This window comes from Ochrobactrum vermis, assembly GCF_002975205.1.
GTDB lineage: Bacteria > Pseudomonadota > Alphaproteobacteria > Rhizobiales > Rhizobiaceae > Brucella > Brucella vermis.
In genome coordinates this window covers 463,018-475,651 of record NZ_PCOC01000001.1, presented here as the reverse complement: position 1 = coordinate 475,651, position 12,634 = coordinate 463,018, and the positions used below count along the sequence as shown (strand labels likewise).

Here is a 12,634-nt window from a genome sequence, read left to right as displayed (position 1 = left end):
CTGATCAGCCCCAACTGATCAGCTATGGCCCTCATAGGCGGCATCGAAGAATGCCTTTTCCAGTTCGACCGCTCGCCGGAAGAACTGCTGGCATTGTTCTGCCGCTGCCGGGCCAACCCGGTCGAGCTCCGAGCGCAGGAAACCCACGAACTCCACGAAATATGGATTGTCGTGCAGCACGATCCATTCCGCGAAAATGAAATCGTCGGGCAATGGCTTCGGCGCTTTTTCCGCCCAGTCGAGATAAAGCCATTCGGCAACCGTCAGCACCGACAGGCAGGCCGCATAGGAGCCGGATCGCGCAGCCTCCAGCATCAGTTCCTTGAATGCGGCGGTCGGCGCCGCATCGGGCGTATCGAAACGCTCGGTGTCAGCGACTGCAAGCTTTGCAAAGGCGCGCTCGAAATAGGAATTCTCGTCGCTGCTGATCATGCCGATGAACCGGCCCAATGTCAGCTTGGCTTCCATCCTGTCGCAATTGACGAGCGTTCCACCCAGCAGTGACAAAAAGCAGTCGATAAACCGATGGTCCTGCACCAGATAGCGCGTCATGACATCGGGTGCGACAGTGCCCGTATAGATTTCGCCAACGAGGCGATGGTCAACGGCCTGCGACCAAAATGGTTCGGTGCTTTGCCGCAGGCGCTCAGAGAAGGCTTGGACGGTATTGTCTGACACAATGATCTCCATTTCTTTGAACGGAAACCTACTCAGGCAATGCTTACCATTTTACTGCCCAGCGTTCGATATCAGCGCTCTGCCCGATCAATGCGAGGCCATTGGCAATGGAATCGAACTGGTTCGAGCTTGTTACCGCGGCATCGGGGAAGCGATTCTCGAACACGGTGCGGATGACGGGCACGAAAGACGTGCCGCCGGTCAGGAAAACGCGGTCGATAGCCGAAGTTTCAAGGCCCGCTCTGTCCACGGCCTGCTGCACCGATTGTTCGATCTGGCGCACATCGTCAAAAATCCAGTTTTCGAAATCATTGCGTGTGACATCAGAGCGGATTTCAAAATCGTCCGCCTTGAAGTGTAGTTCGCATATGCGTTGCGAAGAAAGACGCACCTTCAGGTCCGACACAGCGCGATAAATTTCGTAGCCATAGTCGTTCTCGATCAGATTGATGAAATGTTCGAGCGGCTTCGGATCGACCGCTTGCCGGGCCAGTTCGTCCAGATCGCGAATAGTCGCCGGAGAGTTCATCAGGAACAATGTGTTCCAGCGCGCAAAGTTTGCATAATAATGGTTCGGAATGGTCAGCCGCTTGCCGAAGGACTGGTATTCCGTACCCTTCCCGAGCAGCGGCGACACGGCATTATCGATGATGCGATAGTCGAATGTATCACCTGCGATGCCAAGTCCCGTCTGGCTGAGTGGCATGAAGCTGAGACCATTCTTGTCCACTTCGAATCGCACGATGGAAAAGTCGCTCGTACCGCCGCCGAAGTCAGCCACCAGAACGGTCGATGCTGCCTTCAGTTCCTGTGCATAGAAATAAGCGGCAGCAACAGGCTCATAGACATAGTGAATATCGGTGAAGCCGAACGCCCGGAACGCCTTTTCATAGCGCTGCATGGCCAGCGCCTCGTCCGGTGATGCGCCTGCAAAAATCACCGGCCTGCCGATAACCACACGGTTGCCCTTTGGCGGCAGGCGGTCGCCCAGCCGTGCGGCAACCGTTTCGAGGAATGTCTTCAGAATGTCCTCGAACTTGAACCGCTTGCCGAAAACCGGTGTGTCGGTGAAGGATTTCGATGCCGCGAATGTCTTGAACGATTGCAGCATGCGGGTCGAATGCGGCGCGTTGACGAATACATCCATCGCCCAAGGCCCGCTTTCAACGGTGCGCTCGCCGGTTTGGCGATCCTGCCAGAAGCAAAGGATCGAACGGTAACCCGTAATGTCGACCCCGTCCTTCGGCACGCTCAGAACCGCTGTCGTGCCGTCAGGCGCTGCGACAGAAATTACCGTATTGGTCGTGCCAAAATCGATGCCCAATGTCACGCCGTCAAAACGGCTCTGGCCAGCCTTCGTCATGGTTGCACCTTTTTGCGGGATTTCGAGACAATTCGCGGAAGGCAGGCGACTTACCAGTCGCGAGAGGAGAGCTCAACCCGAAAGTGCGAAATTAAGTGCTGGTCGCGATCACGATCACGACCAGCGCTGTTCTGATGAGAAAAATCTCCGGTCGCGCAAATGTTAATGAGGGTCTTTAAAGTTTACATGAATTCTGTTTTGGGCCTGTTAGGTTTCTGCGCCGCACCTGGAGTGGTTCGTCTTATGCTCACATCCGCTGAACTGCTCCGCTTATTTGTTCTCACCGCCTTCACGTATTGCCCGATGTTTTCCATCTGGCTTCGCTATGCTCAAGGTCATCCAACAAATGAAAGCGATACTCATGGCGTTTCTCTCACGTACGGTTCTTGCCGCTGTCTTACTTTCAGCCAGCGCGCTTCCCTATGCTGCAAATGCTCAGGAGACAACCGGCCAGCCGATAGCAACCGGCTATCACAGCAGCGGTCAGGCGACCGCAGAGGTCAGCGGTGTCGTGGCAGACGGCGACAAGCTGACGGTCAAGGTCCGTTTCATCAATGCCAGGGAAGGTGGGAGCGTTTCGACAACGCTTTACACAGCGCTGTCGGACAAAGATTACGAGAATGATTACTATCTTCTGGCAGGCGACAAAAAATATCTTCTGCTGAAAGATTCGGAAGGCAAGCCGCTCGCTCCGGCAGCAGTTTCCCTTTTCGGCACGGGCCATGTCGTCGGCGTCTGGCATGGCGTCTTTCCCGCGCCACCGAAAGGCCAGAAGGTGACGCTCTATATAAAAGGGGTCGAGCCGCTCGGACCATTCGCCGTTCCCGCCGAATAGGGGCTGTCCATGACCAATCAGTTCATAGGCAGCATCGCAATCAGCCTTGCCGCGCTTTGCCTGCCATCCATCGCGATCGCGCAGAACACAGGCACTGACAACAGCGCCTATATCCGTGATCTCGTGCCCGAGATTCGTGACCTTGTATCCGCATCGGGCAGTACAGATGGCAAGGCACGCGGCCTGTCAGGGGCAGCACAACAGATTGTCGAGAAAAGCGGCAACATCACAATGCGGGAAACCGATGACAGCATCGTCCTTTCCGTGACGAGCGATATTCTGTTCGGCTTCGACAGCGCCAAATTGACCGGCAAGGCCAAGTCTACGCTGACTGACATTGCCAGTATACTCGACAGCATGCCGGACTCTGCCGTCCGTGTTGTCGGCCACACCGATTCCAAAGGGTCAGACAGCTACAACGATAAACTGTCGAAAAGCCGCGCCGATGCGGTCGCCAGATTTCTCGTCAGCAATGGCGTGCAATCGGAACGACTGAAGCCAGAGGGGCATGGCGAGAGCGAACCTGTCGCGCCCAATGAAATCGAGGGCAAGGACAATCCCGATGGGCGGACGCAAAACCGGCGCGTCGAATTTGTGCTGCCGAAAGGCTAGAGCGCGTGTCGATCTGATCTAAGCAAGATCAGAAATCAGTCCAGCGGACTGATTTCCCTGCGCAGGCGTTTCACACTTTTCGGGATGCACTCCAGCCCAAACATGACTTCCGGCAGTACGCCGGAAGTATGCAATCCCTGCCTCCAAATATATTAGTGACGGCTTATTCTCATGAGAAACTGATGCCCTATTTCTCGAGTGCCTGCCTTGGCATCAACGTCAAATAGGAAACCGTCTCATGAGCACAAAACCGACTATCGTACTCGCGCATGGTTTTTGGGGAGGAGCGGCGCACTGGAGCAAAGTCATCCTCGCACTTTCCCAGATGGGTTATGACAAGATAAGAGCTGTCGAAATGCCGTTGACTTCGCTCGCCGACGATGCGGAGCGCTTGCGCAAGATGACGGCACAACAGGATGGTCCTGTCCTTCTGGTCGGTCATTCCTATGGCGGCGCGGTCATTACGCAGGCAGGCGATCTGCCCAATGTGGTGGGTCTGGTTTACATCGCGGCCTTTGCACCGGATGCGGGCGAAAGCCCCGGCGGCATCAGCCAGGAACATCCGCCTGCGGCAATTGCCAACCTGGCCCCTGACAGCGACGGCTATCTCTGGATCAAATACGACAAGTTTCACGAAAGTTTCTGCCAGGATCTAAGCGCCGATGAAGCTCTGGTCATGGCAATCACGCAGAAAGCCCCCATCGCCAATACATTCGGCGACACGATCACAGCGCCAGCCTGGAAGAAGAAGCCAACCTGGTATCAGCTATCAACTCAGGACCACATGATCGCCCCGGAAAACCAGAAAAGGATGGCTGAGCGCATGAAACCGCGCAAGACCATCACACTGGATGCGAGCCATGCCTCGCTTGCGTCAAAACCCGACGAGGTTGCCGCATTGATCGCCGAGGCCGCCGGCGGCGTCTCGTGAAAATCGAAAGCAAAAAGCCCGGATCGCTCCGGGCTTTTTCTTTGTGTCAGCTTATTTCTTTTTCTTCGCGCGGCCTGCGAACGGATTGTCCGAGGTGCGCAATGAAAGCCTTATCGGCACGCCCGGCATATCGAAGGTCTCTCGCAGACCGTTGATGAGGTAGCGCACATAGGATTGCGGCATCGCATCGGGACGCGAGCAGGAAACGACGAAGCCCGGCGGGCGGGTCTTCACCTGCGTCATATATTTCACCTTCAGGCGGCGACCCGAGACTGCCGGTGGCGGCTGATGCGCGATAACGCCTCCCAGCCAGCGATTGAGACGTCCGGTCGAAACGCGGCGGTTCCAGATTTCGTGGGTCTTGACGACATTCTCCATGAGCTTGTCGATACCCTGCCCGCGCTCGCCGGAAATCGGCACGGCGCGAAGCCCGCGCACCTGCGGCAGCAGGCGAGCCGTCTTCTCGTAAAGATCGGCCAGAACCATCTGGCGATCCTCGATCAGATCCCATTTGTTGAATGCGATGATCGGTGCCCGGCCTTCACGGATGATGAGATCGGCGATCTGCAGATCCTGCTTTTCAAACGGGATCGTCGCGTCGAGCACGATGATCACGACTTCCGCAAAACGGATCGCGCGCAGACCGTCGGCAACCGAAAGCTTTTCGAGCTTTTCCTGCACGCGCGACTTGCGGCGCAGACCTGCCGTGTCGAACAGCTTGATCTTGCGACCTTGCCATTCCCAATCGACCGAAATCGAGTCACGCGTGATGCCCGCTTCCGGCCCGGTCAACAGGCGGTCTTCGCCGAGCATCGTATTGATCATCGTCGACTTGCCCGCATTCGGGCGTCCGACAATGGCGATGCGCAGCGGTTTGGTCGCATCATAGGCCGGGATGATTTCCTCATCCGGGTCTTCGATGTCGTCGCCGATGAGTTCTCCAACTGCCTTCGGCGTGAAAACCTCGTCTACAACTTCCTCTTCCTTCTCGTCGGCAAAGGCACGCTCTTCGCCCAGAAGCTCGACAATCGCGTCGCGCAGATCGGGCATGCCCTGACCGTGTTCGGCAGAGATCGGACACGGTTCGCCGAGGCCAAGCTGGAAAGCGTCGTACATGCCTGATTGCGCGCCGCGCGCTTCCGCCTTGTTGGCGACCAGCACCACCGGCTTGCCGGAACGTCGCACCACTTCAGCAAAGGTGCTGTCGGTCGGTGTCAGGCCGTTCTTGGCATCGACGACGAACAAAATCACGTCGGCTTCCTGAATGGCGGCCTCGGTCTGGGCGCGCATGCGCGCTTCCAGGCTGTCATTGGCAGCTTCTTCGAGACCTGCCGTGTCGATGACCTGAAACTTCAGATCGTAAAGCTTGGCATCGTGGATACGCCGGTCGCGCGTGACGCCCGGCAGGTCATCGACCAGCGCCAGCTTGCGGCCGACGAGGCGATTGAACAGCGTGGACTTGCCGACATTGGGACGCCCGACGATGGCGACTGTGAAACCCATGGGAGAAGATAACTCCAGAAACCAGATCGGTTCCGATTTTAACGGAACCGATCTATCTATTTATTTTCCCGCGCATCTTATCCGAAAACCGCTTCGCACTTTTCGGGATGCGCCTTGTTTGCCCGCGCATCTTGTCCGAAAACCGCTTCGCACTTTTCGGGATGCGCTTGTTGTATTATGTGTTTTGCGCGTCAGGCACTTTGACGCCTGCGCTGCGCATCAGATCAAGCATCGTATTGGAGCGCTGGCGAATGTTGGCCGGAGCCAGATTGTCGTTGGCGATCTGCTGGAACAGTTTGACCGCATCATCGAAACGTTCAGCCTTCCAGGCAGCCAGACCCAACGCTTCGCGTGCGCTTGAACGCATCGGATTGCCATCTGCGGAAAGCGTTTCGACACGCTTGGCGACATCGTCATAGGAACCGCTGTCAACCAGCAGATAGCCGGCACGCAGGCGAGCCACATCGCGAAGCGGCGCAGGCACGGCGTTATCGGCGGCGACTTCATCGAAGGCCTTCACAGCACCGGCGGCATCGCCCTTGTCAGCAATGACCGATGCGGCGCGAAGACGCGCCAGCACCGGATAGGAGCCGTAGCCGGTCTTTTCCAGATCGTCGAGCGCGGTCAGCGCTTCGTCGTTCTTGCCTTCCGAGGCCAGATCCAGTGCGGCAAGGAACTTGTCACCGGAAGCGGAAGCCTTGCTGTCGACCCAGTGTTGGTAACCGACCCAGCCAGCCGTTCCCAGAACAACGGCCACAGCGGCGCCGATCAATGCCGGACCGAAATTCCGCCAGATCTGCTTTGCCCGTTCCGAACGGATTTCCTCGTTTACCTCGCGAATGAAACTGTCGTCTGCCATGGACCTGCCGCTAAAGCCAAATTGATGTTCGTACGTGTTTGTACTTGTTCATTCTGGCGCTTTTAGTCGCATTTCGCGCCATATGTAAGACCCGTCTGCGAAATAAGCCGAAACACGTGTCACAAAGTGCACTTCTGTCCGACAATAGCCGTATTCATGAGACCATATTCAAGGAATAGCTAACAAGTTCCTGGAACTGTTTCCTCCCCCGCCTCGTTTAGTGGTCCATGCGCATTCTGTCCCCCCGCCCTCTTCTTCTGTCCGCTTTCGTTCTGGCCACCTGCACCGCGCAGGCGGAACCGGTGTCTGCAAAGCCGCAATATGTGCTGGTTTCCTTCGATGGCGCACATGACAATGCGTTGTGGACCCGCTCCCGCGAACTGGCAAAAAAGAACAACGCCCATTTCACCTATTTTCTTTCCTGCGTCTTCCTGATGACCAAGCAGGACCGGCGCGATTACCAGCCGCCCCGCAAGCGGGCCGGTTCGTCCAATGTCGGCTTTGCGCTGAGCCATAACGAAGTCGTCACCCGCCTCGACAATATCTGGCAAGCGCATCTGGAAGGAAACGAGATCGCCAGCCATGGTTGCGGCCATTTTGACGGCACCGACTGGTCTGCCGCCGACTGGGACGAGGAAATCAAGGAGTTTCGCCGCATTGCCGCTGATGCCTACAGGAATAATGGCATCGACGGTGAGCCGGAAGGCTGGCGCGATCTTGCGTTGAAGGGTATCGACGGTTTCCGCGCGCCTTATCTCGCCGCATCGAAGCCGGTGCAGGATGCGCTCAAGAAAAACGGTTTTCGCTATCAGGCGTCATCCATCACGCGCGGTCCTGAAGAGCCTATCCTTTCCGGCCAGTTTGCTTCATTCGGATTACCGCTTGTGCCGGAAGGACCATCCCAGCGCCCCATTGTGGCGATGGACTACAATCTCTATGTCCGCCACTCCAAGGGCAAGGAAGCGCCGCAGCAATCGGCAGCGTTCGAAGATCGGGCCTACAAGGCTTTCCGGGCAGCGTTCGACAAGCAATATGTGGGCGAGCGTCTTCCGCTTCAGTTGGGCTTCCATTTTGTGCTGATGAATGACGGTGCCTATTGGCGCGCCATGGAACGGCTCGTGACGGAAGTCTGCACCAAGCCCGACGTCAAATGCACCACCTACAGCAACTATCTGGACAGCCTCGACAAGCACGCTGTCCATACAGACCAGAACCGGTCCTGACCGCCCCTTATGCCGAAGGTGTTGTCCCGAAATTTGCGCTTTCCAGCGATGGCAGCGGCTCGTCGCGGATGACCGCCTCGAATGCCCTCAGACGTTTGTAGATCGACAGCAATTCGATGATCGTCGTCCATGAATTGACGAGATACTGGAACGATCCCTGCACCTGCGAAAAGACATTCGTGATTTGGTTCATCAGGCCAAGCGTCAGCTTGCCTGCCACGATCGACGGGATAAGGATCAGGGTCGGGAAAATATTGTCGGCCTGAATGTAGAAAATACGGGCGACGTTGAAATAGACATAGTGGAAATAGAGCCGGAAATAATTGTGCCGGACATTGCGAAACAGCTCGCCCAGCGTGATTGGTTCCGCGCGATCTGCATGATCCTCGCCATAGACCAGTTCTTTACGATAGGCCGCTTCGACGCGCTGATTATTGAACTCCAGTCCCGGCAGCTTGATACCCACCAGCGCCAGAAATCCGGTGCCGAACGCGGCCCAGAAAATTGCCGCCACGACCAGCGCATGCGGCATCATACCAACCACCGGCAGCTCACTGACCTTTTCCGAAAAGCTGAAAAGGACCGGCAGAAAAGCGATCAGCGTCATCACGGATTTCACAAGGCTGACACCAAGCTGTTCCAGCGTCGTGGAAAAGCGCATCGTGTCTTCCTGCACGCGCTGGGCTGCACCTTCGATGGAACGCAGTTTGGGCCAATGGCTGACGTAGTATTCATTCATCGCCGAACGCCAGCGGAAGATATAGTGGCTGACGAAAAACAGGCTCAAAACCCCAATCGTCACGCCGATAAAGGCGATCTCGGCAAAGGTGACCATGCCCCAGTAGAAATCAGTAGCGCTGACCGCTCCGGGCGATGTAAGCGCCTTTTGAACCAGATCGTAGAACGGTCCATACCAGGCGTTGACCGCAACGCTGACCTGCACGCCGAAATAGGTGGTGAACAGGATCAAAGCCGATCCGAGTATGGACCAGCGCTGCCATGGGTGCGGGGAAAACCACGCCCAGAACAGATAGAAGGCGAATGTCATGACCGCGAAATATATGTAGAACCAGAGAAACGGCGCCGACCAGAAAAGGCTCGCACCGATAATCGGCGCGGCATCGTGTGCCAAAGGCGGCAGGCCGAATGTAGCGCCCAGTTCTTCCCCTCCCTGATACCAGCCGGCGATGGCAAGCAGGCTCCAGACGAGCGCGGACCAGAAGAACAATTTAGGGCGAGGAAAGAACGACACAAACACTGAATTTCAGTCCAACTTCGTGAGGAATTTCCCTCATATGAAGCCTGTCCCTGTGCCTTTACCAGTTAAATTCCTGTAAGGTTTCAGACATGTGCCTTGGCGTCTGTTCTGGCGGCGCGCCCTGCCACGATGCCTAGTACCGCGACGACGACCAGCGAGAGCGCTGCGGCCAGACTTGCCGAAGTGAACGAGCCGGAGCGCTGCGCCATGAAGCCTGCAACCAGCGGGCCGACGATCTGGCCGATGCTGAAGCAGACCGTCATCCTCGCCAAGGCGCGTTTCGGGGACGCCGGGGCAAGTGTGCGGGCGATCTGCAATCCGAAAGCCGTCAATGCCATGAAGGTGCTGCCCAGAAGCACACCGCCCACCAGGGGACCGAGCGGCGGCGCCAGAACCACACTTGCGGCAACGCCGACGGCTTCGAGAATGGCCGTCAGGGCAAATGCGTTGAAGAGGCCGAACTTCTTTGCAGCCGGGGCCCACAGCCAGATCGAGGGCGCTGCCGTCAGGCCGGTCACCACCCACACAGCCGCTTCCATCAGCGGGCCGCCGTCGGTCGCGCGTACAATTGCAACGAGGAAAGTGGCCGTGATCACATAGCCAAAGCCGAAAATGCCATAGGCCAGAGCCAGCGCGTTGAAGGCAAAGCTCTTGGGGAGCGGCGGTTCGCGCGTGCCGCTATTTCCGCCGACCGGCCCTTCCCTGACGAAAGTCGCAACCAGGATAACCATAACGATGGTCAGAACCGCAGCCCCGACCCAGTCGGCGCGCCAGCCGAGCCCGGCAAAGCGGATCAGTGCCACCAGAACGGCAGAAAGTGCAATGCCGCTACCGACACCGCCGAAATGCAGGGCTCCAAGCCCCGCTCTTTCCGCCGCTGTGACATGGCTCAGCACGATTGCCGTGCAAAGGATCATCGTCACTGCACTGATGAAACCAGCGGCAAAGCGGATAATGGAAAACAGCCAGACACCATCGAAAAGCGCCATGGCAGCGCAGAGCAATCCACTGACGATCAGGCCCGCAATCACGCTTGCCCGCTCGATACCCGCAGACCATCCATAACCTGCAACAATCGCCCCCAGCAGATAGCCGATATAGTTTGCCGATGCGATGAAACCTGCGTCGGCGGCAGTGAAGCCGACATCGGCCATCATCCCCGGCAGGATCGGCGTATAAATGAAACGACCTATCCCCATGGCGGCGGCCATGGCCAGAAAACCGCCGAAAGCATAACGGACCGCAGTGCGGTGTTGTGAAGATACAGGCTTGGTCATTTCCAGGGAGGTCTCGGTCATTGGCGGGAAAATATACCTCAATCATCCAGGGACAATTGAATTTTTCTGATCGGATCGATCACACCTATTGAGGCTGAAACGTTGCTCACCTTAAGGCCATAACCACAGAGTTGGGTTTGAACTCTGGCGAAGCAGACCTACAATAGATTGACTACACTCTATTGATGGAGGATCGGGATGAATAGATCGGGACTATCCGTTTGTCTGTTGACCACCGTTATGATCACCGCCACAGGGGCCGCTCAGGCGCAGGAATTGAAGACGATGGACGAGGTCGGAAGTGCGTTGAACGCCTGCTGGTCGCCACCTTCAGGCAGCAAGAATTCCGCCGTTACCCTCAGCTTCAGCTTCAAGCGTGACGGAAGCCTGATGGGACCGCCGCGTGCCAGTGCAATCAATGTTCAGGGTGATGACGCGGCCAAAAAGGCATTCCTGAATGGTGCAATCGAGGCGATCGAAAAATGCACGCCACTGAAGCTTGCTCCCGCGCTGGCAGAGGGCATCGGCGGGAATGTCTTCACCATGCGGTTTCATTCGTCTGACCAATGATAACGGCCGTATTCAAATAAGGCCTTGCGAATCACATAAGTGCGTGCTTATGTGATTGCATGAACGAGAACGATATATTTCGGGCGCTTGCCGACCCGACCCGCCGGATGATTTTCGAGAAGCTGGCATCGGGCAGCATGAATGCCAGTGCGCTGCGCGAAGGCATGGAGATCAGCCAGCCCGCCATGTCGCAGCATCTCGCGGTGTTGCGCGGTGCAGGGCTGGTGCGTGAGGAACGTGAGGGACGCTTCGTCAATTACGAAGTCGATCCGAACGGGCTGACACTCATCGCCAACTGGCTTGCGAAATATCGTGCCTACTGGCCGGAACGTATCGACGCTCTCAAAACCTTGCTGAAGGATATGGACCAATGACCGACCGGCAGGAAGAACCACGCGAAAAGGGCATTGAGCTGGAATATGAGCTGGATGCCGCGCCGCAGAAAGTGTGGCGGGCGATCAGCATTCCGGAGTTTCGCGAAAACTGGCTTCCGTCCGAGGCGTTGGCGGAGCCGGAGCCCGCATCCTGCAAGCCCGGCGAGGAAATAAGCTACCGGATACGGGAAAGCGAACCGCCCTTTCTGGAAAGCTTGGTCACGTTCCGCATTGTACCGGGCATTTCCGGCGGCACCTATCTGCGCGTCATCCATGAGCTGAACGACACGCGCCTGAAACGTGCCGCAGCGGTTGCCGCAAACAGCAACAGGGCACCGCTGATGCGCGCCGCCTAGAGCGGTTCCAGTTAAACCAGAGCGTTGGAACCGCTCTATCTCTTTGTTTTTACGCATTATCCTACGCAAAACCGCTTCGCACTTTTGCTGGAAATGCTCTAGTCCCCCAATTTCTGGAAGAGAGGAGTTCGCCGATGCGCGAAACGATGCAACTCGTCCCTATGGTCGTGGAACAGTCCAGTCGTGGCGAAAGGTCGTTCGATATCTATTCGCGCCTGCTGCGCGAACGGATCATCTTTCTCAATGGCGAAGTGAACGACACCGTGTCCGCACTTATCTGCGCGCAATTGCTGTTTCTGGAAGCGGAAAATTCCAAACAGCCGATCAACCTCTATATCAATTCGCCGGGCGGCGTTGTGACCAGCGGCCTCGCGATCTATGACACGATGCGCTATGTCCGTGCGCCGGTGCACACGCTTTGCATGGGCACGGCCCGCTCGATGGGCTCCTTCCTGCTGATGGCCGGTGAGCCCGGTCACCGCGCTGCACTTCCCAACGCAAACCTTCTTGTCCACCAGCCCTCCGGTGGTTTTCAGGGGCAGGCATCAGACATCTTTATCCATGCCGAGGAAGCACAACGAACCAAGCGGCTGATGACGCGTCTTTATGCCGAACATTGTGGGCGCACTTATGAAGAGGTGGAGCGTGCGCTCGACCGCGATAATTTCATGACGGCGGAAGCAGGTCTCGAATGGGGCTTGATCGACCATATTCAGGAAAGACGGGAAATCTCGACGGCGTGAAAAAAGGGAAAACACTCTCTACGTTCCGCCTTTATTGTATATGTCCGCCGAG

Annotated in this window: 14 protein-coding genes; 8 read left to right on the top strand and 6 right to left on the bottom strand. The window is 56.9% G+C overall.

Translation table 11 applies throughout. The annotated features are described in order from the left end of the window. Positions 1–18: 18 nt before the first annotated feature. Both CQZ93_RS02190 and CQZ93_RS02185 read right to left on the bottom strand, forming a co-directional pair. Complete coding sequence (locus tag CQZ93_RS02190) at positions 19–690, bottom strand: TenA family protein (protein WP_105541132.1); 672 nt, start codon at positions 688–690, stop codon at positions 19–21. Between the two features lie 31 nt (positions 691–721). Continuing rightward, on the bottom strand, positions 722–2,041 hold the full coding sequence (locus CQZ93_RS02185) for an Hsp70 family protein (protein ID WP_105541131.1): 1,320 nt from the start codon (positions 2,039–2,041) through the stop codon (positions 722–724). 346 nt (positions 2,042–2,387) lie between these two features. On the opposite strand from CQZ93_RS02185, the gene CQZ93_RS02180 reads away from it, so the two are divergent. From CQZ93_RS02180 to CQZ93_RS02170, 3 genes are all read left to right on the top strand, one after another. Beyond that, on the top strand, positions 2,388–2,876 hold the full coding sequence (locus CQZ93_RS02180) for a hypothetical protein (RefSeq protein WP_105543141.1): 489 nt from the start codon (positions 2,388–2,390) through the stop codon (positions 2,874–2,876). Between the two features lie 9 nt (positions 2,877–2,885). Then, on the top strand, positions 2,886–3,488 hold the full coding sequence (locus tag CQZ93_RS02175) for an OmpA family protein (RefSeq protein ID WP_105541130.1): 603 nt from the start codon (positions 2,886–2,888) through the stop codon (positions 3,486–3,488). Positions 3,489–3,726: 238 nt separating this feature from the next. Further along, positions 3,727–4,419: an alpha/beta hydrolase gene (locus CQZ93_RS02170; protein WP_105541129.1), complete on the top strand. Its 693-nt coding sequence runs from the start codon at positions 3,727–3,729 to the stop codon at positions 4,417–4,419. A 51-nt stretch (positions 4,420–4,470) separates the two neighbouring features. Here the strand turns inward: CQZ93_RS02170 and der are convergent, their stop codons facing one another. Both der and CQZ93_RS02160 read right to left on the bottom strand, forming a co-directional pair. After that, entirely contained in the window at positions 4,471–5,922 is a 1,452-nt protein-coding gene (der, locus tag CQZ93_RS02165) for a ribosome biogenesis GTPase Der (RefSeq protein ID WP_105541128.1), read from the bottom strand. A 175-nt stretch (positions 5,923–6,097) separates the two neighbouring features. Then, complete coding sequence (locus tag CQZ93_RS02160; protein WP_105541127.1) at positions 6,098–6,781, bottom strand: tetratricopeptide repeat protein; 684 nt, start codon at positions 6,779–6,781, stop codon at positions 6,098–6,100. A 227-nt stretch (positions 6,782–7,008) separates the two neighbouring features. On the opposite strand from CQZ93_RS02160, the gene CQZ93_RS02155 reads away from it, so the two are divergent. Further along, positions 7,009–8,004 carry a polysaccharide deacetylase family protein gene (locus tag CQZ93_RS02155; RefSeq protein WP_105541126.1) on the top strand — a complete coding sequence of 332 codons (996 nt, stop codon included), beginning with the start codon at positions 7,009–7,011 and terminating at the stop codon, positions 8,002–8,004. Between the two features lie 7 nt (positions 8,005–8,011). Here CQZ93_RS02155 and sbmA read toward each other — a convergent pair whose 3' ends face one another. Then, a complete protein-coding gene (gene sbmA, locus CQZ93_RS02150) occupies positions 8,012–9,262 on the bottom strand; it encodes a peptide antibiotic transporter SbmA (RefSeq protein WP_105541125.1) in 1,251 nt (416 codons plus the stop codon). A gap of 83 nt (positions 9,263–9,345) precedes the next feature. Next, positions 9,346–10,539 (bottom strand): YbfB/YjiJ family MFS transporter, encoded by a 1,194-nt coding sequence (locus tag CQZ93_RS02145; protein WP_105543140.1) that lies wholly within the window; start codon positions 10,537–10,539, stop codon positions 9,346–9,348. Between the two features lie 198 nt (positions 10,540–10,737). Here CQZ93_RS02145 and CQZ93_RS02140 point away from each other — a divergent pair, with 198 nt between their 5' ends. The 4 genes from CQZ93_RS02140 to CQZ93_RS02125 all read left to right on the top strand — a co-directional run bounded on the left by CQZ93_RS02140 (position 10,738) and on the right by CQZ93_RS02125 (position 12,582). Continuing rightward, on the top strand, positions 10,738–11,109 hold the full coding sequence (locus CQZ93_RS02140; RefSeq protein ID WP_105541124.1) for a UCP034077 family protein: 372 nt from the start codon (positions 10,738–10,740) through the stop codon (positions 11,107–11,109). Positions 11,110–11,168: 59 nt separating this feature from the next. Next, on the top strand, positions 11,169–11,483 hold the full coding sequence (locus CQZ93_RS02135; RefSeq protein WP_105541123.1) for an ArsR/SmtB family transcription factor: 315 nt from the start codon (positions 11,169–11,171) through the stop codon (positions 11,481–11,483). After that, on the top strand, positions 11,480–11,839 hold the full coding sequence (locus CQZ93_RS02130; protein ID WP_105541122.1) for an SRPBCC family protein: 360 nt from the start codon (positions 11,480–11,482) through the stop codon (positions 11,837–11,839). The genes CQZ93_RS02135 and CQZ93_RS02130 overlap by 4 nt, the downstream gene beginning before the upstream one ends. Before the next feature lie 134 nt (positions 11,840–11,973). Beyond that, entirely contained in the window at positions 11,974–12,582 is a 609-nt protein-coding gene (locus CQZ93_RS02125; protein WP_105541121.1) for an ATP-dependent Clp protease proteolytic subunit, read from the top strand. Positions 12,583–12,634 lie beyond the last annotated feature (52 nt).

What these genes read in the sequence shown, in the direction of transcription:
- CQZ93_RS02175 (WP_105541130.1), top strand. Translation starts at nt 2,886, where the DNA reads ATGACCAATCAGTTCATAGGCAGCATCGCAATCAGCCTTGCCGCGCTT.
- CQZ93_RS02190 (WP_105541132.1), bottom strand. Translation starts at nt 690, where the DNA reads ATGGAGATCATTGTGTCAGACAATACCGTCCAAGCCTTCTCTGAGCGC.
- CQZ93_RS02160 (WP_105541127.1), bottom strand. Translation starts at nt 6,781, where the DNA reads ATGGCAGACGACAGTTTCATTCGCGAGGTAAACGAGGAAATCCGTTCG.
- CQZ93_RS02145 (WP_105543140.1), bottom strand. Translation starts at nt 10,539, where the DNA reads ATGACCAAGCCTGTATCTTCACAACACCGCACTGCGGTCCGTTATGCT.
- CQZ93_RS02170 (WP_105541129.1), top strand. Translation starts at nt 3,727, where the DNA reads ATGAGCACAAAACCGACTATCGTACTCGCGCATGGTTTTTGGGGAGGA.
- CQZ93_RS02155 (WP_105541126.1), top strand. Translation starts at nt 7,009, where the DNA reads ATGCGCATTCTGTCCCCCCGCCCTCTTCTTCTGTCCGCTTTCGTTCTG.
- CQZ93_RS02185 (WP_105541131.1), bottom strand. Translation starts at nt 2,041, where the DNA reads ATGACGAAGGCTGGCCAGAGCCGTTTTGACGGCGTGACATTGGGCATC.
- der (WP_105541128.1), bottom strand. Translation starts at nt 5,922, where the DNA reads ATGGGTTTCACAGTCGCCATCGTCGGGCGTCCCAATGTCGGCAAGTCC.
- CQZ93_RS02130 (WP_105541122.1), top strand. Translation starts at nt 11,480, where the DNA reads ATGACCGACCGGCAGGAAGAACCACGCGAAAAGGGCATTGAGCTGGAA.
- CQZ93_RS02125 (WP_105541121.1), top strand. Translation starts at nt 11,974, where the DNA reads ATGCGCGAAACGATGCAACTCGTCCCTATGGTCGTGGAACAGTCCAGT.
- CQZ93_RS02140 (WP_105541124.1), top strand. Translation starts at nt 10,738, where the DNA reads ATGAATAGATCGGGACTATCCGTTTGTCTGTTGACCACCGTTATGATC.
- CQZ93_RS02180 (WP_105543141.1), top strand. Translation starts at nt 2,388, where the DNA reads ATGAAAGCGATACTCATGGCGTTTCTCTCACGTACGGTTCTTGCCGCT.
- CQZ93_RS02135 (WP_105541123.1), top strand. Translation starts at nt 11,169, where the DNA reads ATGAACGAGAACGATATATTTCGGGCGCTTGCCGACCCGACCCGCCGG.